At 70.8% G+C, this 19,341-nt stretch carries 17 protein-coding genes; 12 read left to right on the forward strand and 5 right to left on the reverse strand.

Annotated elements, in window-relative coordinates; genetic code table 11:
- The first annotated feature begins 302 nt into the window (after positions 1 to 302).
- Positions 303 to 1,544 (forward strand): type VII secretion protein EccB, encoded by a 1,242-nt coding sequence (gene eccB, locus MUN33_RS04080; protein ID WP_244803633.1) that lies wholly within the window; start codon positions 303 to 305, stop codon positions 1,542 to 1,544.
- 14 nt (positions 1,545 to 1,558) lie between these two features.
- On the opposite strand, the gene MUN33_RS04085 is transcribed toward eccB, so the two are convergent.
- Positions 1,559 to 2,677: a S8 family serine peptidase gene (locus tag MUN33_RS04085; RefSeq protein WP_244803634.1), complete on the reverse strand. Its 1,119-nt coding sequence runs from the start codon at positions 2,675 to 2,677 to the stop codon at positions 1,559 to 1,561.
- A gap of 53 nt (positions 2,678 to 2,730) precedes the next feature.
- Positions 2,731 to 3,990 carry a ubiquitin family protein gene (locus MUN33_RS04090; protein ID WP_244803635.1) on the reverse strand — a complete coding sequence of 420 codons (1,260 nt, stop codon included), beginning with the start codon at positions 3,988 to 3,990 and terminating at the stop codon, positions 2,731 to 2,733.
- A gap of 159 nt (positions 3,991 to 4,149) precedes the next feature.
- On the opposite strand from MUN33_RS04090, the gene MUN33_RS04095 reads away from it, so the two are divergent.
- Positions 4,150 to 7,572: an FtsK/SpoIIIE domain-containing protein gene (locus MUN33_RS04095; protein ID WP_244803636.1), complete on the forward strand. Its 3,423-nt coding sequence runs from the start codon at positions 4,150 to 4,152 to the stop codon at positions 7,570 to 7,572.
- Complete coding sequence (locus tag MUN33_RS04100; protein ID WP_244803637.1) at positions 7,569 to 8,804, forward strand: type VII secretion-associated protein; 1,236 nt, start codon at positions 7,569 to 7,571, stop codon at positions 8,802 to 8,804. Before MUN33_RS04095 ends, MUN33_RS04100 begins: the two co-directional genes overlap by 4 nt.
- On the opposite strand, the gene MUN33_RS04105 is transcribed toward MUN33_RS04100, so the two are convergent.
- Together MUN33_RS04105 and MUN33_RS04110 are read right to left on the reverse strand one after the other, a co-directional pair.
- Complete coding sequence (locus MUN33_RS04105) at positions 8,785 to 10,038, reverse strand: alpha-hydroxy acid oxidase (RefSeq protein ID WP_244803638.1); 1,254 nt, start codon at positions 10,036 to 10,038, stop codon at positions 8,785 to 8,787. The genes MUN33_RS04100 and MUN33_RS04105 overlap by 20 nt on opposite strands.
- A gap of 57 nt (positions 10,039 to 10,095) precedes the next feature.
- A complete protein-coding gene (locus tag MUN33_RS04110; protein ID WP_244803639.1) occupies positions 10,096 to 11,784 on the reverse strand; it encodes an L-lactate permease in 1,689 nt (562 codons plus the stop codon).
- A gap of 176 nt (positions 11,785 to 11,960) precedes the next feature.
- On the opposite strand from MUN33_RS04110, the gene MUN33_RS04115 reads away from it, so the two are divergent.
- The 9 genes from MUN33_RS04115 (at position 11,961) to MUN33_RS04155 (ending at position 18,387) form a co-directional block, all read left to right on the forward strand.
- Positions 11,961 to 12,683: a FadR/GntR family transcriptional regulator gene (locus MUN33_RS04115; RefSeq protein WP_244803640.1), complete on the forward strand. Its 723-nt coding sequence runs from the start codon at positions 11,961 to 11,963 to the stop codon at positions 12,681 to 12,683.
- 108 nt (positions 12,684 to 12,791) lie between these two features.
- Positions 12,792 to 13,076, forward strand: coding sequence for a WXG100 family type VII secretion target (locus MUN33_RS04120; protein WP_244803641.1), 285 nt, complete (start codon positions 12,792 to 12,794; stop codon positions 13,074 to 13,076).
- Positions 13,077 to 13,139: 63 nt separating this feature from the next.
- A complete protein-coding gene (locus tag MUN33_RS04125; protein ID WP_244803642.1) occupies positions 13,140 to 13,421 on the forward strand; it encodes a WXG100 family type VII secretion target in 282 nt (93 codons plus the stop codon).
- Positions 13,422 to 13,676: 255 nt separating this feature from the next.
- Positions 13,677 to 14,120 (forward strand): 50S ribosomal protein L13, encoded by a 444-nt coding sequence (rplM, locus tag MUN33_RS04130; protein ID WP_244803643.1) that lies wholly within the window; start codon positions 13,677 to 13,679, stop codon positions 14,118 to 14,120.
- Positions 14,117 to 14,665: a 30S ribosomal protein S9 gene (gene rpsI / locus MUN33_RS04135; protein ID WP_439647828.1), complete on the forward strand. Its 549-nt coding sequence runs from the start codon at positions 14,117 to 14,119 to the stop codon at positions 14,663 to 14,665. The genes rplM and rpsI overlap by 4 nt, the downstream gene beginning before the upstream one ends.
- 143 nt (positions 14,666 to 14,808) lie before the next feature.
- Positions 14,809 to 16,155: a phosphoglucosamine mutase gene (gene glmM / locus MUN33_RS04140; protein ID WP_244803644.1), complete on the forward strand. Its 1,347-nt coding sequence runs from the start codon at positions 14,809 to 14,811 to the stop codon at positions 16,153 to 16,155.
- A gap of 146 nt (positions 16,156 to 16,301) precedes the next feature.
- Entirely contained in the window at positions 16,302 to 16,619 is a 318-nt protein-coding gene (locus MUN33_RS04145; RefSeq protein ID WP_244803645.1) for a hypothetical protein, read from the forward strand.
- Positions 16,619 to 18,136: a hypothetical protein gene (locus tag MUN33_RS04150; protein ID WP_244803646.1), complete on the forward strand. Its 1,518-nt coding sequence runs from the start codon at positions 16,619 to 16,621 to the stop codon at positions 18,134 to 18,136. The genes MUN33_RS04145 and MUN33_RS04150 overlap by 1 nt, the downstream gene beginning before the upstream one ends.
- On the forward strand, positions 18,133 to 18,387 hold the full coding sequence (locus MUN33_RS04155) for a hypothetical protein (protein ID WP_244803647.1): 255 nt from the start codon (positions 18,133 to 18,135) through the stop codon (positions 18,385 to 18,387). Before MUN33_RS04150 ends, MUN33_RS04155 begins: the two co-directional genes overlap by 4 nt.
- A 44-nt stretch (positions 18,388 to 18,431) precedes the next feature.
- Here the strand turns inward: MUN33_RS04155 and MUN33_RS04160 are convergent, their stop codons facing one another.
- Positions 18,432 to 19,328: a dienelactone hydrolase family protein gene (locus MUN33_RS04160; protein ID WP_244803648.1), complete on the reverse strand. Its 897-nt coding sequence runs from the start codon at positions 19,326 to 19,328 to the stop codon at positions 18,432 to 18,434.
- Positions 19,329 to 19,341: the final 13 nt, after the last annotated feature.

Genomic DNA, 19,341 nt, shown 5'->3' on the forward strand with positions numbered 1-19,341 from the left:
TCGTCCCCGCCCCGTCCACCGACCTGCCGGTGGTACCACCGTAGACGTGCGACGAGTCCCGCTCCCCACGGGAGCCCTGACTTTCCCGTCGTCCCAGATTTCCCAGATTTCCCAGATTTCCCAGACTTCCCCGACAACCCCGTCCATCCCCCTTCAACATCCCCGTGACATGCAGCGGGACACACCCCTGTGCCCCCGTGGCCCGGTACCCCGCTGGTATGCACCCGTGTGCCGGCACCGTGCTGTACCATCCGCAAGCATAGGCACACTGTGCCGGGGGACACAACAGGGGGATCGAACAGATGAGGACCACAGGTCTGCAGGTGTCCGGCTACGCGTTCCTGCTGCGGCGGACGGAGCTGGCACTGGTCACCGGGGATGCGCGCATGGCGCACGACCCGCTACGTACCCAGCGGCGGGCGACCGGGGTGGGTGTCCTGCTCACGCTGCTCGTCTGCGGGGGCATGCTGCTGGTGGCGATGCTGCGCCCTCAACCCGCCGTCGACGACGCCGGCCTCGTCGCCGACGAGGCCGGCACGCTGCACGTGCGGGTCGGCGAGGCCTTCCATCCGGTGACCAACGTCGCCTCGGGACGGCTGCTGCTCGGCGCGGCGGAGGACGTCACCACCTCGACGTCCGACCAGCTGGCACGGTTCGCCACCGGGCCCGCCCTCGGCATCCCGGACGCCCCGGGGCTGGTCCCCGCACCCGCGTCCGCCTGGGCGCGGTGCGCGGACGGGGTCGTCGCCGCCCCGGCCCTCGCCGACGCCGGACCGGTGGTGCTCGACGCCCCGTCGGGGACGTGGCTGGCCGTCGACGGCCGGCGGCTGCTGCTGACCGAGGGGCCGGTGCTCGCCCGGGCGCTCGGTGCCACGCCCGTCCCCGTCGCCGAGGACGTGCTGGCGGTGCTGGACCGCGGGCCGGACGTCGCGCTGACGTCGCTGCGGCAGACCGCACGTTCCGGTGACCGGGTCTTCCTCACCGGGGACGACGGCGTCGCCGAGGTCACCGGCGCGCGCCGGGCGATCGCCGAGGCGCTCACCGGGGCACCGGTGGTCGAGGAACTCCCGGTCCTGCTGTCACGCCCGGAGGTCGGCGGGGTGGCCGCACTCGACCAGGTCCCGCCGGACCTGGAGCTCGCCGACCTGGCGGCGTCGGGCGGTCCGGGTGGTTCAGGTGGTTCAGGTGGTCCGGGTGGTTCAGGTGGTTCACGCGAGGTGTGTATCGGGGAGCATGTCGTGGACGCCGGCGACCTGGAGTCCACCGGGGTGGGGGTGCCGGTGCCCGGGGAACACTTCGTCGGCCCGCGCGGCACCTCCACGGTGCTCACCGAGCGCGGATTCGTGCTGGTCAGTGAGACCGGGGTGCGCTACTCGGTGACCTCGGCCGAGGACCTGAAGGTCCTGGGCCTGGTGGACGGGGAGAGCGCCGGGGAACCGGAGACGGTGGCCTTCCGGGTGCTGGAGGGGCTGCCCGACGGTGGGGTGCTCACCGAGGAGCGGGCCAGCCGGACGGTGTCGTCGACAGACACGCCCGGGTGGTGACGGGCCGGGCCCGGCTACCTCCGTACCCGCAGGATCCCCCTGGTGAGCAGGGCTACGGCCACCGCGGCACCGAGGAGCAGGGGGATCCTCAGGTCACGGGGGGCAGGGGCTGTCCGTGTCACGGTGACCTCCTCCGGGACGGCGTACCGGGTGCCGGGCGCCGCCTGCAGGGCCGGATCGCCGCTGGTTTCGCCGGCCTCCCCGGCCTCCCTGTCGTCCCGGCTGTCCAGGGCGGCACTGACCGCGCCGACCGGGGAGACCACCGGCACCACCCCCTGCTCGGCGGTGTCGACGAGCAGTGAACGGACCTGGGCCGCGGTGAAGTCCGGGCGGACCTGCCACACCAGTGCCGCCGCCCCGGCGACTACCGGGGCGGCGAAACTCGTCCCGGAGAACGGGGCGGGGTCCCCGACGATCGTCCGCGCCACCGCGTCCCCGTCCGGCGGACCGTCGTCACCGGAGGTGTCCAGCAGGGCCGACACTGGCCCACCGGGTGCGTGGAGCTCCACCCAGTCGCCGGGCACGGAGTAGTCGGCGGGGCGACGTCCCGCGTCGAGGTCCACCGGGTCGCGGGCGTCGACCCCACCGACGGCGAGGACCCCGGGCAGCGCGGCGGGGTAGGGCCTCTGGTCCTCCCGGCACTGGCCGGTGTTGCCTGCGGCGGCCACGATCAGCAGCCCGGCCTCCTCGGCGGCGGTCACGGCAGCCCTGAGCTCGGCGGTGTCCTCGCAGGCGACGACGGAGATGTTCACGATCCTGACCCCGTGCCCGTCGGCGCCGGCACGGGCCCGGTCGAGGGCCACGACGAGGTCGGCGACGGTGGTGTCGGTGCCGCTGTCACCCTGGCGGACAGAGACGATCCCGCTGTCCGGGGCCACGGTGCGCAGCGTCCCGGCCACGGCGGTCCCGTGCAGCAGGCACCGGTCCCGGTCACCGGGACGCTCCGCGACGATCCCCGGGGCAGCGGCCCCGGTGTCGACCACCGCGACGCCGACGCCACCGCCGGTGGCCAGGTCGTGGGGCAGGTCCACGTCGAGGGGCAGGGGATCGCCGAACACGGGCTGGTCACACCGGGGCTGACTGTCGGCCTGCGGAACCGCCACCGTGCCGAGAACCAGCGCGGGCAGCAGCACGGCACCCCGCCACCGGAGCGTCCTGTCTCCTGTCCTGTCTCCTGTCCGTGGCGTCATCCGATGCCCCGGATGACGCCGAAGAGCCCGGTGGTCGCGATGAGCAGCGGCACACAGGCGGTGAATGCCAGGGTCTCGAGGACGTCGAGGACCCGTCCGGCCAGCGGCGAGGTCACCCGGACCGCGGGCAGCGCGACAGGCGCCAGTGCCAGCAGCATCCAGGGCGGCGGCAGCTGCAGGGTGGTCCAGAGCAGCAGCGCCGTGGAGGTGACCGTCACCGCGACGGCATGGACCGGGCGGGTCGCCCGCGCCGACAGACCGAGCGCGGCGACCGCGAGCAGCGCACCCTGCTCCCACCCCGGCGACGACCCCGGCTCCAGCCCAAGCGGGACCAGTTGGACGGCACCGGCGAGGATGACGACACAGCAGGTCACGACGATGGCGGAGTGCAGGCGCATCGCCTGCGCCGCGACGACCGGGCCACGGTCACCGACGGCACCGGCTGTACCGTCGGTGCCACGTCCGTCCTGCGTGCTCCGCCGACCGGTGAACAGGCCGGTCGCGGGGATCCGCGGCAGCGTGATCCCCGCCAGCCCCACGGCGAGCTGCCCGGAGAATGTCAGCGCCGACACCGCGAGCAGCGTCGTCAGCCCCGGTGACACGTTCACCGCGGCCGCGGCGGCCAGACCCACCGTCACGGTACGCACCACCCCGCCCCGCCACACCGCGAGAGCCGCGACGACACAGGCGGCCAGCACGTTGACCTGCAGGCCCAACCCGAAACCGAGGACCGCTGCGACACTGACGTACCGGCGGTCGGACAGGGACAGTGTCGCGGTCGCCAGGGTGGCCAGGAGCAGTACCGCGACGACCGGCAGCACCCCGGTGGGGTCGGTACCGTCGAGCAGGCCGCGCGCCCGGTCGCTGACCTCCAACGGGTGCCAGTGCACCCGGTCGGCGGATCCCCACACCGGCGCCCACACCACCGCGCAGGCCACGGCGGCACCCAGGGCGGCGACCCAGGCCGCCGGTGACCCGGTGACCGGAGTGCTCAGGTGCCCGACGTCGTCGACCGGTGGTGGCGGCAGCCCGTCGCGGTCCAGGGTGAGGCGCTCACCGGGACGGACTGCGGCGTCGGCCAGGGAGTGTTCGGGGCGCAGCACGCCCAGTGGGCCGGACAGCCGCCACACCTCGCCGGGCGTGGCCTCGACCAGGTGGGGGATCAGTTCGGCGACCGGCACGGTGTCGGCGACGGTGGCCTCGACGGTGCGGGCGTCGTCGCTGTCCGGGCAGACGGTGATGCTCACGGCGATCATGGTGGGTTCCTCCCCCTGGTGTCGGTGTACCCCACGGCCGACCGCGTCCCCCTGACGCGTCCCCGACGGCCGTGGTCGGTTGACTCGGGAGTGTACAGTCTGTGGGCGACAGCTGTCGCGCAGGGGGCGCGGCAGGGGGACGCGAGGGGAATTTCGCCGATGAAGTCACAGGCTCCACCGACACTGCCGAAGAACAAACAGCCGTTCATCCGGATACTCATGCCCGTGGTCATGGTCATCGCCGTGGTCGGCATGGTCGCCGCGATGGTGCTCTCCGGGATGGGACGCTCACCCATGGCGTTCATCTTCCCCCTGATGATGCTGGGCAGCCTGGCGATGATGATCAGCCCCGGTGGGCAGGACGTCGACGAGATACGCCGTGGGTTCCACCGGCACCTGGACGCGCTGTCGGATTCCCTGCACCGGGCGCGCCGGGCACAGTGGGAACGTGCTGCGGTGGAGCAGCCGCACCCGCAGGCACTGTGGACGTTCGCCGGCGACGGGGCCTGGGACCGGGCCGGCGACAGGGCCGGAGACACGGTCGGCGCCGGGGACGTCCGCACCCCCGAGCCGGGTGTGGTGCGTATCGGTACGGCGGTGCAGGCACCGGACGACCCGTTGGAGATCCCGGTCGACGCCCCGCCGGAGGACCTGGAGCCGGTGTGCGCCACCACGTTGCGCAACCTCGCCGGCAGCTACGCGACGATCGAGGCGCCGGTGGCCGTGGACCTGCGGGAGTTCGACTGCGTGGTCGTCATCGGCGAGGGGGCGTCGGGCCTGGTCCGGGCGATGCAGGGCCAGGCGGTCACCCGCGACGACTCGGAGGTGCGGGTCACCGGGCCACACGACCGGTGGCTCCCGGACGAGGGGTCGGTCCATGTCCGGTTCGTGCACGTGACGGACGGGACGCAGGACATCCCGGTGCCGGTGTCGGGGGCGGTGACCGTGGTGGCGGACCCGGCGTCGGTGGCCCCGGCGTGGCATGACCTGGCGGCCGACGGTGGGCTGCTGCTCCACGCGCAAGGCGGGTCCCTGTCCGCCTGGACGGTGGACGGGTGGCGTCCCTTCGCCACCGCCGACACCCTCAGCGACGTGGAGCTCGCCGGTCTGTGCCGGGCGCGGGCGGTGGCCCGTACCTCCCGGTCGGTGCTGGACGTCGCAGGCGGTGGTCTGCGTGCGGCCATCGGGTTCTCACCGTCGCCGGTGCACCTGGACATCCGGGAGTCCGCCCAGGGTGGTATCGGTCCGCACGGGCTGTGCATCGGGGCGACCGGCAGCGGGAAGTCGGAGCTGCTGCGGGCCGTGGTGACCAGCTTCGCGCACCAGCACCCGCCCGAGGAACTGAACTTCGTGCTGATCGACTTCAAGGGCGGCGCGGCGTTCGCCGGGATGGAGCGGCTGCCGCACACCTCCGCGGTGATCACCAACCTGTCGGAGGAGGCGGTGCTGGTCGACCGCATGCAGGATTCCCTGCTGGGCGAACTGCACCGTCGTCAGGAGCGGCTCCGCGCCGCGGGGCTGTCCACCGCCGCCGAGTACAACCGGACCTACCCGGGGGCGATGCCGGCGCTGTTCGTGATCGTCGACGAGTTCTCCGAACTGCTGCACGCCCGTCCGGAGTTCGCGGAGGTCTTCGCCGCCATCGGGCGGCTGGGCCGGAGCCTGCAGATCCACCTGCTGCTGGCCAGTCAACGGCTGGAGGAGGGCAGGCTGCGCGGGTTGGAGTCGCACCTGTCGTACCGCATCGCCCTGCGGACGTTCTCGGCGACGGAATCGCGCCAGCTCATCGGTTCGACCGCGGCGCACGAGCTGCCGGCCACCCCCGGGGCGGCGATCCTCAGTTCCATCGGCCAGGTACGGTTCCAGGCGGCCTACGTGTCCGGTCCTGAAGCGCCGTTGGATTCCCGGCTGGTGCGCGAACTCGGTGTGGAACCGGAGGCGGCGGGTACCACGATGGACCTGGTGATCGACCGGTTGGCGGGCCCGAACCGAAATCCGATCTGGTTGGAGCCGCTGCCGGAACTGCTGCCGGCCAGCGCGGTGATGGGCGACGGTGCGGAGTCCGGTGGAGAGGGGACGACGGCAGCGACACAGGCGGCACAGGCGGCACAGCAGGCACAGCCGGCACTGACCGTGCGCCTGGGGCTCGAGGACCTGCCGTTCGACGGGGTCCAGCGCCCGTTCGTCCTCGACCTGCGCCGCCGTCACTGGGCGGTGGTGGGACAGCCGGGGACGGGGAAGACGACGCTGGTGCGCTCGCTGGTCGTCGGCCTGGCGCTGAGTTCCCCCGGGGTGGGGATCTACGTGGTGGACCCGGGTGGTTCCCTCCGCGACCTCGAACGGCTCCCGCAGGTGGCGGCGGTGGTCGGGGCCGATCTTCTGCCACGGTTGCTCGACGAACTCGAGCAGGACGAACACGACAACGACGCACCGGGGACCACTCCGGAGGGGACGCCCGGGGCGTCCCGGCACCGGGTGCTCGTCGTCGACGGGCTCGACGCGGTGGGCGAGGAGGACCGCAGACTCGCCGCCCTGGTCGCCGCGGGGATGGAACGGGGCGTGCACGTGGTGGTGACCTCCCTCCGGTGGACCTTCCGGCCGGGCCTGCGCGACCTGCTCACCGGGGCGGTCGAGCTGCGGCTCACCCCGTCGGACTCGGTGTTCCGTGACGCCCAACGCACGCTCCCGGACCACCCGGGGCGGGGCGTGTCACCCGACGGGAAGCACCTGCAGGTCGCCTACTCGGACGCGCAGGACATCGAACACGCCCGCAAGGTCAGTGCAGAGCGTGGGGAACCACTGCGCACGATGCGGGTGCTGCCGGAGCTGGTGTACGTCGGCGACCTGGAGGAGGCACCGGAACAGCCCGGGGGACAGGGACTGCCCGTCGGCGTGGGTGGGGCACGGTTGTCCACGGTCACCTGGGACATCGGTACGTTCCCCCACCTGACCGTGGTCGGGCAGTCACGGGCGGGGGCGACGACCACCCTGCATACCGTCGCCCGGGCAGCGGCAGCGCGCCCCGGCACCGAGGTCCTGTCCACCGACGTCCGTCGGGGCCTGCTCGGCGCGCCGGGGTACCGGTCGGTCGCGTCGTTCACCACGGTGTTGACCCGGTGGGTCGAGGAACTCACCGCACGGGTCCCCGGTGAGGACGTGGAGCTGACCCCGGAGAGTCTGCGCCACCGGTCGTGGTGGAGCGGTACCGACCGGGTGATCGTGGTGGACGACCTGGACCAGTCCGCGGACCTGGCGTCGGTGGTGGACCTGCTGGTGCCGCTGCTGCCGCATGCCGCGGACATCGGCCTGCACCTGGTGACCGCGCGGCGTAGCGCGCTGGTGGGTCGTAGTGCGTTCACCCCGTTGATGCAGGGCACCCGGGACCGTACGGCGTGGGTGGTCCTGTCGGCGCCGAGAGAGGACGGGCCGGTCGCCGGGCAGGTGCTGGCGCCACGCCCGCCGGGCCGGGCGGTACTGGTCCAGGGCTCGGCGGAGGAGATCCAGGTGGCGGTCAGCGACGTCGGGCGGGAACCGGTACCTGACGGGGTTCACGGCGCCGGAGTCGTGGAGGTGGGCTCATGAACGCCGGGATGGTCGCGTCCGCGGTGGCGCTGACGGAGTCGGGGATCCTGGTCAACGGACTCTGCGCCACCGACCTGCTCAGCGGCTTCGAGGTCCGCTGTGCTGATTCTCCTGATTCGCCTGATTCTCCGGACGCTTCTGACGCTTCTGCCGGTGGCCCGGTGTTCCGCGGGTCGGGGGTGCCGCTGCTGCAGTTGGAGGCGGTGCGGGAACTGGTGGAGGAGGTTCTCGAGGCACGGGAGGCCGACCCCGAACTCACCAGCGCGAACCCCGTCGTCCCGCGGACGGTGTTCCCCTGGGGTATCGGCGCGTCCGTCAGCGACATCCTGGTCGCCGGCCCGGACAAGGACGTCACCGCGGCGTACCTGAGGATGACCGGGCTGCGTGCACGGACGGTGGACGTCAGCCAGGCGTTGCGTCTCGCCGGGGACCTCGCGGAGGCGCGGGCGGAGGTCGCCGACCCTGACCCGGCAGGAGCCGGCGAGCAGGCCGGCGAGGAGGCTGGCGAGGAGATTCGGGACCAGGTCGGGGAACAGGACCGGGCGGAGTCCGTCGTCGGGTCCAGGTCGAGGGGTACCCGGCCCTCCGTGCCGCCCAGGGTCGTCGTCCTCGCCGCCGTGGCACTGGTGTCGGTGGTTCTGGTGGGGCTCGTGGCGGGGGTTCTCGCCCGCGGGCCGGGTGACTCCGCGCACCCCGTGGAGGCCGGCGGTGGTGTGCAGGACGGCAGGGAGCAACCGGAGGCCACGGAGGCTACCGAGGACGGGGACGACGTCCCGGAGGATCCGTCGTGGCGCGAGTTGAGTGCGGACGGCACCGGCCCGGAGGAGGCCGGCGGTGCCCGCCACGTCACGGTGACGGTCGACGTGCCCGGGTGGAGGATGTCCGAGACCACCCCGGACAGTGAGATCTGGACGTCCGGGGACGACGGCATGCGGGTACTCATCGCCGCGAGCCCGACGCCCGTCGGTACCCAGGACGAGCTGGACGCGGCGATGCTGCGGGCACTCGACGGTCTCGACGGCCCCGGCGCAGACGGCGGGGTCGTGGTGACCGGCCGGTCACCGGTGGCCTACGAGGAACACTTCCCCGACTCGACGACGTCCTGGCGTGTGCTGCTGGTGGACGGGCACCAGGTGTCCGTCGGGTGCCAGTACCGGGAGTTCTCGGAGGACCGGCGCGAGACCTGTGGCCGGTTCGGCGCCACGGTCCGGGTCAGTGCTGCTGCCGGGTGATGGGGGTGAGGCGGTTGAACCGGGTGAGCTGGGTGACGTGTTCGGGGCCGAGCTCGTCGAGGCTGGTCACTTGCAGCAGTTTCATGGTGCGTTCGATCTGGGAGCGCAGGATGGCGATCGTCCGGTCGACCCCGTCGCGGCCACCGGCCATGAGGCCGTAGAGGTAGGCGCGGCCGATAAGGGTGAAGTCCGCGCCCAGGGCGACCGCCGCCACGATGTCGGCGCCGTTCATGATGCCGGTGTCGACGAGGATCTCCATGTCGTCACCGACGGCACGGCGGACCTCGGGCAACAGCTGGAAGGGGACCGGGGCGCGGTCGAGCTGGCGTCCACCGTGGTTGGACAGGACGACGGAGTCGACGCCGAGCTCCGCCAGCGTCACGGCGTCCTCGACGGTCTGGACGCCCTTGACCGAGATGGTCCCGGGCCACATCTCCCGGATGGTCTCGAGGTCGCCGTAGTTGATGGTGGGGTCCATCGCCGAGTCGAGCAGTTCGCCGACGGTGCCGCCGGTGGAGGACAGGGACGCGAACTCCAGCGGCGGGGTGGTGAGGAAGTCGTACCACCACCACGGGCGGGGGATGGCGTCCAGGATCGTCTTCGCGGTGAGCTGCGGCGGGATGGAGAAACCGTGGCGGGTGTCGCGCATCCGGTTACCGGCGACAGGGGCGTCGACGGTGAAGAAGAGGGTGTCGAACCCGGCCTGTGCGGCACGCTCGACGAGACCGTAGGAGATGTCACGGTCCTTCATCACGTAGAGCTGGAACCAGTTCCTGCCGTGCGGGTTGGTGGCCTTGACGTCCTCGATGGACGTGGTGCCGAGAGTGGAGAGGCTGAACGGGATCCCGGCGGCTGCGGCGGCACCCGCCCCGGCGACCTCGCCCTCGGTCTGCATGAGCCGGGTGAACCCGGTGGGGGCGATGCCGAAGGGCAGGGCGGAGGTGCCGCCGTGGACGGTGGCGGTGGTGTCGATCCGTGAGGCGTCCTTGAGGATGGACGGGTGGAACTCGATGTCCTCGAAGGCCTGGCGTGCCCGGGCGATGGAGATCTCCTCCTCCGCGGCGCCGTCGGTGTAGTCGAAGGCGGAGGCCGGGGTGCGGCGCTTGGCGATCTTCCGCAGGTCGTAGATGGTCAGTGCGGAGTCCAGACGACGTTTCCTGGCGTTGAGCTCGGGCTTCTTGAACTGCATGAGGTCGAGGATCTCGGACGGGTTGGGGAGTTGGCGCTTGACCATGGTCGGTTCCTTCGGTGTCGGTGTCGGTGTCGGTGTCGGGCAGGGGGCGGGGAGGGGTCAGGGCAGCATCCACTGCAGGACGGTGGCCTGGAGGCCGTTGATGACGCAGATCGCCGTGAGCATACCGAGACTCCACCACATCACCTTCCGGAGGATCTCGGATTCGCGTCCGGCCAGTCCCACGGCGGTGGCGACGATGGTGAGGTTCTGCGGACTGACGAGCTTTCCGACGACTCCGCCGGAGGTGTTGGACGCCACCATCAGGGCGGGATCGAGGTTCGCCTGGGTGGCGGCGGTCTGCTGGAGCGTGGCGAACAGGGCGTTGGCGCTGGTGTCGGACCCGGTGACGGCGGTGCCGAGCCACCCCAGGACCGGGGCGAAGAAGGCGAACGCGGCGCCGGCGCCGGCGATCCAGTGGCCGACCGTGATGGTCTGGCCCGACTGGTTCATCACGTAGGCCAGGGACAGGACGGCGGCGACGGTGAGGATCGAGTAGCGCATCTTCACCAGGTTCTCCCAGTAGGCCCGCGCGGCCTCGGCCGGCGAGACACGGTAGACCGCGGCCACGATCACTCCGGTGAGCAGGAGCAGGGTCCCCGGTGAGGACAGCCAGGGGAAGCCGTAGACGGTCGCGGTCGAGACGTCTCCCTCGGCGGTCAAGACGTTGCCGTCGAGACCGGGCCAGGGGAACGAGAGGTCGGTGGAGCCCAGGAAGTCCGAGACCGGCGTCCAGAGCTTGGCGACCGAGAAGACGACGATCACCAGCAGGTACGGGAACAGGGCCATCAGGGTGCGTGTGGACGTCAGTTCGCGTGCGGTGGTGTCGGCCGCGCCCCCGGCGCCGGCATCGGCATCCTCGACCGAGCCGTCCGACTCCTCCTCGCGGCGTTCGGTGAGCAGTCGCTGCCGGGCCTCGGCGGTCCCGTCGGGACGCCAGAACCGCAGCATGACCACGGCGACGGCGAGACCGGCGAGGGCGGAGATGATGTCGGTGAGTTCGACGGAGATGTAGTTGGCGGCCACGAACTGGGTGACGGCGAACACGACGCCGATGACCGTCGCGATCGGCCAGCACTGCTTCAGTCCCCGTCTGCCGTCCACCAGCAGGCACAGGAACAGGGGGACGACCACCGCGATGAACGGTGTCTGCCGTCCCACGATGCTGCCGATGTGCTCGTAGTCGATGCCGGTGAGCGCGCCTGCGGTGATGATGGGCGTGGCGATGGCGCCGAAGGCCACCGGCGCGGTGTTGGCGACCAGGACGGAGACCGCGGCCCGCATCCGGGAGAAGCCGACGGCGAGCAGCATCACGCCGGTGATGGCCAGCGGAGCGCCGAAGCCGGCGAGGGCCTCGAGCATGCCCCCGAAGCAGAAGGCGATGAGGATCGCCTGGATCCGGGGGTCGTCGGAGATGCGGTCGATCACGGCGCGCAGGTCGAGGAACCGTCCCGAGCGCACCGTCAGTTCGTAGAACCAGATGGCCGAGACCACGATCCACATGATGGGGAACAGGCCGAAGACGGCACCCTGGGTGGCGGACAGCCCGGCGAGACCTGCGGGCATCCCGTACACGGCGACGGCGACGACCAGGGACACGGCGAGGGCGGCGAGGCCTGCCCAGTGGGCACGCCAGCGCAGGACGCCGAGTGTGACGAACACCGTGACCAGGGGGAGGAGCGCGACCAGTGACGACAGGAAGAGGTTGTCCGCGACCGGCGCGAGATCTGGGAGGTAAGGGGAACTCATGGGGTCCTCGTGGGTGTCGGGGGAGTCGGTGGCATCGGTGTGGCGGGCGTCGAACGAGGTGACTCAGACCACACCAGTGGTCGGACCACAGCGTAAAGCACGGCAAGTTTTGCCGTCAAGACTTCACCGCGTCGTCTCGTCGCCGGCGCCCGGAGGGGGCATGGTAGAAAAAGACCATGACTGACGAACCTGCCTGGACACCGGTGCCGCGGATACGGACCCACCAGATGGTCGTCGAGGCCATCGAGAACCAGATCCTCACCGGCGCACTCCAGGTCGGTGACCTCCTCCCCGCCGAGCGGATGCTCTCGGAGCAGCTGCAGGTCAGCCGGGCCGCCGTCCGGGAGGCGATCAGGGTCCTCGAGGGTCAGGGGGTGTTGGAGTCCAACGTCGGCTCCGGCCTCAAGGCCGGGACATTCATCGCCGCGATGCCCTCGGAGGCGCTGTCGCGGTTTCTGCGGCTGCACGTCGCACTGTCGAACTTCGGCCTGGAGGAGGTGGTGCGGACCCGTACCATCCTGGAGGTCGAGAGCGTCCGGCTCGCCGCCGCCGAACAGGACCCCGACGCCCTGGCGGCGATGCGCGACGCGGTCGAGGACATGGACCGGCCGGGGGTGACCCGCGAGGAGTTCAACGACGCCGACACCCGGTTCCACATCGCGCTCGCCCACGGCTCCGGGAACCGGCTGTTCGCCGACATGACCCAGGCGATCCGGGAGTCGCTGAGGCTGCCGATCCTGAAGGGTTTCCGTGCGCAGGAGGACTGGGGCACCGTGGCGGACACCCTGCGCGAGCAGCACAGGGCGATCCTCGCCGCCATCGAGGCCGGCGACGTCGAGGGTGCGGGGGCGTTGATGTCGGAGCACATCACCACCGCCTACCGCGCACTGCTGGAGTAGGTGGGGAACCTTTCCGGTCGCCGGTGAGTCTCTCTACGGTGACGCCCGCCGGGACCGTGACGGCGGGCGGCACAGCGAGTCTTCACGGCAACGACAGGGGAGGGACCCATGAGCTTCAGAACAACGACCGAGGTCATGCAGGCCACGGCCGGCAAAGTCGACACCGTCAACGGCCAGGTGCAGTCCGAGCTGACCCGGCTGCAGGGCACCGTCGACGGGGTGGCGGGGGCATGGAAAGGGGAGGCGCAGGCGGCATTCGCCCAGCTCATGCTGCGGTGGCATGAGTCGGCGCGGGAACTGCGTCAGGCGCTCGACGGCATCTCGGAGAACATCCGCGGCAACGCCCGGGCTTTCCAGCAGGTGGAGGACGACAATATCGCGGCATTCCGCTGACGTCCCCGCCGGTTCTCCCGACACCGACCAACCGACTTTGCACGCAATGACAGGAACAGGCTCTTGATAAGATACGACTTCGCGCACATCGCCCAGGCGTCCGCCGACATCCACGCCACCAACCGCAATATCAACGGAATGCTCGACCAGCTCAAGGGCGACATCGCCCCGATGGTCGCCGAATGGGAGGGGGAATCGGCCACGGCCTACCAGGCGGCGCAGAAGCGGTGGGACGCCGCCGCCGAGGAGCTCAACCAGGTGCTCCAGACCATCGCACGGGCGGTGGACAACGCCAACTCGCGGATGAGCCAGATCAACACCAGCGCCGCGAACAGCTGGGCCTGACGCGGGCCGCCCCCGCGCAAGGCAGCCACCGCCACGCCGTCCTTCCCCTCCCGGGGACAGGACGGCGGTGGTTTTTGCGGACGACAGGTGCCTTCCGGTAACCTCCATCAGGTTGCGACCACCGGCGTCCGTGTCACGGACCCCCGGCGGTCGGCCCGCAGGTCCCCACCGGCCGCTGCGGGCACCTCCCCCGGTGATCTTTCGGGGACGAGGGGTCTCCCGGCTGGCAGTTCCATGAAGACCAAGGAGTCATACATGACTACTTTCCACCCGAAGAGCGGTGACCTGACCCGTAAGTGGTACGTCATCGACGCCACTGACGTGGTCCTGGGTCGTCTCGCCACCCACGCGGCAGACCTGCTGCGCGGCAAGGGCAAGCCGATCTACGCCCCCAACGTCGACTGCGGTGACAACGTCATCATCATCAACGCGGACAAGGTCCACATCTCGTCCAACAAGCGGGACCGCGAGTTCCGTTACCGTCACTCCGGTTACCCCGGCGGCCTGAAGACGCTGTCCCTGGGTCGCTCCATGGAGCTGCACCCGGAGCGCGTCATCGCCGACGCCGTTGTCGGCATGATGCCGCACAACCGCCTCAACCGCGAGTCCGCCAAGAAGCTCCGCGTCTTCGCCGGCTCCGAGCACCCCTTTGCGGCTCAGAAGCCCGAGTCCTACGAGATCAAGAAGGTGGAACAGTGACCGACAACGAGAACTACGAGGCCGAGTCCGTGGACGAAGAGGTCTTCGCCGCCACCGACGCCGTGAACGAGGAGTTCGTCGCGAGCATCGGTGACTCCATCGCCGAGTTCGCCGAGCCGGCCGAGGGTGACGACTTCGTCGCCGCCCCCACCGTCTTCGACGGCCCGATCCAGACCGTCGGTCGCCGTAAGCAGGCCGTCGTCCGCGTCCGCATGGTGCAGGGCTCCGGCCAGTTCACCTGCAACGGCCGGACCCTGGAGGAGTACTTCCCCAACAAGCTGCACCAGCAGCTGATCAAGGCTCCGCTCGTCCTGCTCGAGCGCGAGAACCAGTTCGACTTCCAGGTCAACCTCAAGGGCGGTGGCCCGTCCGGTCAGGCTGGTGCGATGCGTCTCGCCATCGCCCGCGCACTGAACAAGTACAACCCGCAGGAGCGCTCCGAGCTGAAGAAGGCCGGCTTCCTCACCCGTGACGCCCGTGCCGTGGAGCGCAAGAAGGCAGGTCTGCACAAGGCCCGTCGCGCACCTCAGTACTCCAAGCGCTGACCCCACCCGGGTCCTCGCTGGACTGCTGTGCGGCTCTGCCGCACACCACAACGCCGTCCCGTCCCCGCACCGTGTGCAGGGGTCGGGGCGGCGTTGCCTGTCGTTCGGGGTGTTGCGGGTACGACGGACTAGACTGGCACTCCATGAGCAGACTTTTCGGGACGGACGGGGTTCGGGGCCTCGCCAACAGGTCGCTGACGGCACCACTGGCACTGCGGTTGGGGGCGGCGGCGGCACGCGTGCTGACCAGCACAGGCCAGGGGTCGCAGCGTCGGCCGACAGCAGTGATCGGACGTGACCCGCGGGTGTCGGGGGAGATGCTGGCGGGCGCGTTGTCCGCCGGGATGGCGTCGCAGGGGGTCGACGTGCTGAATGTCGGCGTGCTCCCCACCCCGGCCGTCGCCTTCCTCACCGACGACTACGGTGCCGACATGGGCGTGATGATCTCCGCCTCGCACAACCCCATGCCCGACAACGGCATCAAGTTCTTCGCTGCCGGCGGACGGAAGCTCGACGACTCGGTGGAGGACGAGATCGAGGCCGCCATGCTGGAGCTGGAGGAGCAGGGCCCCACCGGTGCCGCGATCGGCCGGGTCATCGAGGAGTCCGGTGACGCCCTGGAGCGGTACCTGTTCCACCTGCAGGACGCCGCCCCGCGGCCCCTGGACGGTATCCGGGTGGTCGTGGACTGCGCCAACGGCGCGGCCAGCCTTGCGGCGCCGATGGCCTACGAGGCCGCCGGTGCGGACGTCGTGGCGATCCACAACTCGCCGAACTCGTTCAACATCAACGACAACTGCGGGTCGACCCATATCGAGGTCATCCAGAAGGCGGTCCTCGAACACCAGGCGGACCTCGGCCTGTCCCACGACGGTGACGCGGACCGGTGCCTGGCGGTGGACTCCGAGGGCAACGTGATCGACGGTGACCAGATCATGGCGGTCCTCGCCGTGGCGATGAAGGAGTCCGGTGAACTGCGCCGGAACACCCTCGTCGCCACGGTGATGTCCAACCTGGGCCTGACGTTGGCGATGAAGGAACACGACATCACCCTGCGCCGGACCAAGGTCGGTGACCGCTACGTCCTCGCCGACCTGCTGGCCAACGACTTCTCCCTGGGCGGGGAGCAGTCCGGCCACATCGTGCTCCCGTCGCACGCGACCACCGGCGACGGGACGCTGACCGGACTGCGGCTCATGGCGCGGATGGCCGACACCGGGAAGTCCCTGCGGGAGTTGGCTGACGTGATGACGGTCCTTCCGCAGACCCTGGTCAATGTGCCGGTGGACGAGAAGGAGCGGATCCACACCTCCGAGGTCGTGCGTGAGGCGATCGTGGCGGCGGAGGCGGAGCTCGGCGACACCGGCCGGGTGCTGTTGCGGCCCAGCGGAACCGAGCAGGTCTACCGGGTGATGGTCGAGGCCCCGACCTCGGCGGAGGCGAAACGGGTCGCCGGACGGCTCGCGGCCGTCGTCGTCGCCGAGGGGTAGGCGGGAACCTTTCGGGACTCCGGCGAGTCTCTCTGTGTCACGGGCCCATTCACGGGCCCATTGGCGGGCCGGCGGCGTGTGCCGGTCGGCCGCGGCGTGTGGCAGGAGAGACCGTGCAATGTCACGGGGGAGACGAAGGGGGCAGTGTGGCACCGGATATCGGGAGCCTCGACGTGGATGTCGCAGCAGCGCAGTCGGCGGTGTCTGACGCATTGGACACGGTGGGGACGAAGCAGCAGGAGATCCTGGCGGAGAGTCCGCGTCGCACGGCGGCGAGTTACGGGAAGGGCCTGGGGGACCGGGCCGTGCAGTTGGTGGAGTTGCGCCGACGCGCCCACGAGATACGGCTGGCGCACGTCGACCGGCTGCGCGCCGGACTGGAGAACACGGCGGGGACGTTGACGGCGGTCTCGGGCACCGACGAGCAGTCGCGCCGTGTGTTCGGCGCGGGGGAGGGTCGCTGATGTCTGTGGAGGCGGACCAGGCCAGGCTCGTCGCCTCGGTGGGGAAACTGGACCGGGCGGGGAGGACGGTGACGAAAGCTGCCCCGGCGGCGGTCCCCTGGATCATCACGGGACTGACTACCTTGATGGAGTTCGCCGACGGCATGTCCCTCGGCGGTGGCGACGGGAACAAGGACGGTACCGGAGGCGACTCCGGGTCGGACGGGACGTCGGGGAGCGGGAAGGGAGACGGGAAGGGAGGTGGCAGGAAGGGCATCGTCGGTGAGGTGCTGTCGACCGTGAGGGATTACGTGGTCGGTGTCAGCGGCGGCCTGTTGGCGAACCGGCTGGGCGCCGGTGGAGACGACCATGAGACCCACGAGGAGTCCGTGGACCATGCCGACGACGCCGTGTCGACGTGCGACCGGGTCCTGGAGTCCATCCAGGGGTTGTGCGCCGACGAGGTCGAGGCGTGTGTCGACGGTGCGGTGGACACCGCGATGGGCCTGTACAGCTCGGCCCAGGCGCTGCAGGCCACCGACCCGGTTGCGGCCCAGGCGATGCTCCAGGCCGCCGCACAGCTGCTGTGCTCGGCGCTGGACGGGGTCGGGACCATGGTGGAGGGGCGCAACACCCAGATGGGTGAGTGCATGGACCTCACGATCGCCGAGTGCCGTCCGGCAGCGGACGAGGGGCGCTGCCGGGTCCCGCTGGCCGCTGACCCCGCGCCGTCGGTCGAGGCACCGGACTGCGATGTCGCGCCCGTGCCCTCGGAGGTGTCCACGGTCGGGGCATCTGCATCTGCATCTGCGGCTGCGGCTGCGGCAGTGGCGCCGGCTCCGGCGACCGCCGCAACCACGGCGGCCGCTGCGGCCACGGCCGTCGCGTCGGCGGGGATCGGGTCAACGGCCACCCCACCGGCGCCGCCGTGCCCTCCACCGGTGTCCGTCCCCGGGCTCGTCGGCGAGATCAGTGGGTGGGTCAAGGGGGCGGTCGAGGGCGCGGTGACGGTGGCCGTGGAGAACGCCGGTTCGTTGATCGACATCGACCTGACCGCGTGCCCGCCCGGGACCCCGGACGGTGGAGGCGACAGCGACTGCCCTGAACCCGTCCCGGAACCCGAACCGGAACCGTGCGAACCTGTCGCCGAGCCCGAACCGGAGGAGGAACCGTGCGAGCCCGTCCCTGAGCCCGAGCCTGAGCCCGACACACCGGCACCACCCACCGTGGATCCGGAGAAAGGGTTCGACAAGAGTGCGTACCTGCAGGCCGCCGGTGGCGGAGGTGAGGCGTCGCCCGCCGCTGTGCCGGCGCCAGACAGCCCCGCGACACCTGCGCCCTCACCGGTGGGCCCGGCGGCTGTCGACGCCCCGGCTGAGGTTCATGGGTCCCCTGAGACTCCCGAGGCTGCCGAGGATTCAGGCCGGACAGAACCTCCGGAGAGCCCCGCCACGTATGACGGCTGGACCCCGGACGTGTGGACGACAGGTGAGAAATCCGGCGATGCACCGTCGGTGGCGAGGAGTGGACAGTGGTGAACACCAGGAGCCCGATAGAAGCGGCGCTGGACAGCTATGTGCAGATCGTCGGTGCCGCGACCGAGAAGTTCCAGTCACAGATGGAGGAAGCCACGCGCCTGCTGGCTGCCGCGGATGCCACCGACGACGGGGAGAGCCCCGTCGACGGGGACGACGGGCCGGGGGCGACGTCCACCGGCCCGGGGGAGAAGAAACACCTGACGGCGACCGGCCACAGACCGGCCCGCCGTCGTCCAGGGATCTTCGACTGAGCGGCAGGTGGGCAGAGGGGCCGTCCCCGCCGTCAGAGACCTGCTCAGAGGCGCAGGGCCGAATTCACCGCGTCGAGCGGGTCGGCGAACTCCGGGAGCTTCTCGAACAGCTCTCCGCGGGTCTCGATCTCGGACTTCTTGATCTCGACCTCGGGGTCGCGGAAGGCGGCGTAGTGCCTGTCGTCCTCGGCCAGGATGAAACCGGTGGTCAGCGCGCGGATGAAATCCTGCGCGGCGAACTCGAAACCACTGTTCGTCGTCAGGAACTTGCGGGTCAGCTTCTCGTGGAAGCCCGACGCCGACGCCTTCGAGATCCTGCGGAACACCGCCCGACCGCCCCACAGCGCAGCGACACGCTCCGGTTCGCCGGCCTCGATGCCGAGCGTACGGCCCGGGGCGAGGATCAGGCCCGGTGCCTGCACGTGGCGTGCCGCCCGATAGCAACTCGGCGAGGTGTCCGACGGGTGGATGGCCACCACACCGGCGACCGTCGGACGGTCACGGTAGCGCTTCTTCGCCGGCTGGGCAGGCGCCCGGCCCGTGGCCGCCAGGATCGCGGCCCCGGCACCCATCCCGTGCCCGGCGAAGAACAACTTGTTCGGGTCCACGGTGATGTTGCCGACACCCAGCCGCACCCCGGAGAGGATCTGCAGGCACGACTCCAGGTCCGAGGCGAAGCCACGGTGGTTCGGCAACACGCCACGTTCGGTGTCCGGCGCGGCGACGGCGATTCCCCAGCTGGCGAGATGCCGCAGGGTGGCGTGGTAACCGTCCGCCCCGACCCGCCAGTCGTGGCCGAAAGCCACACCGGCGATCGCCTTGCCTTCAGCAGGCGTGTAGATACGGCCGGGGATGCCGGCGAAGTCGAGTTCGCCGACCAGGACCCTGTGCGGGCCCCGCTTCTCCAACCGGGGGACCAGGTTCTTCACGTTGTCTGCCACGGGTCTCAGCCTA

The sequence above is a fragment of the Corynebacterium kalidii genome (genome assembly GCF_022869005.1).
GTDB lineage: Bacteria > Actinomycetota > Actinomycetes > Mycobacteriales > Mycobacteriaceae > Corynebacterium > Corynebacterium kalidii.

Bases quoted from the DNA above. Each gene is read 5' to 3' on its own strand.
- eccB (WP_244803633.1), top strand. From the start codon at position 303: ATGAGGACCACAGGTCTGCAGGTGTCCGGCTACGCGTTCCTGCTGCGG.
- MUN33_RS04090 (WP_244803635.1), bottom strand. From the start codon at position 3,990: ATGATCGCCGTGAGCATCACCGTCTGCCCGGACAGCGACGACGCCCGC.
- MUN33_RS04095 (WP_244803636.1), top strand. From the start codon at position 4,150: ATGAAGTCACAGGCTCCACCGACACTGCCGAAGAACAAACAGCCGTTC.
- MUN33_RS04100 (WP_244803637.1), top strand. From the start codon at position 7,569: ATGAACGCCGGGATGGTCGCGTCCGCGGTGGCGCTGACGGAGTCGGGG.
- MUN33_RS04105 (WP_244803638.1), bottom strand. From the start codon at position 10,038: ATGGTCAAGCGCCAACTCCCCAACCCGTCCGAGATCCTCGACCTCATG.
- MUN33_RS04110 (WP_244803639.1), bottom strand. From the start codon at position 11,784: ATGAGTTCCCCTTACCTCCCAGATCTCGCGCCGGTCGCGGACAACCTC.
- MUN33_RS04115 (WP_244803640.1), top strand. From the start codon at position 11,961: ATGACTGACGAACCTGCCTGGACACCGGTGCCGCGGATACGGACCCAC.
- MUN33_RS04120 (WP_244803641.1), top strand. From the start codon at position 12,792: ATGAGCTTCAGAACAACGACCGAGGTCATGCAGGCCACGGCCGGCAAA.
- rplM (WP_244803643.1), top strand. From the start codon at position 13,677: ATGACTACTTTCCACCCGAAGAGCGGTGACCTGACCCGTAAGTGGTAC.
- glmM (WP_244803644.1), top strand. From the start codon at position 14,809: ATGAGCAGACTTTTCGGGACGGACGGGGTTCGGGGCCTCGCCAACAGG.
- MUN33_RS04150 (WP_244803646.1), top strand. From the start codon at position 16,619: ATGTCTGTGGAGGCGGACCAGGCCAGGCTCGTCGCCTCGGTGGGGAAA.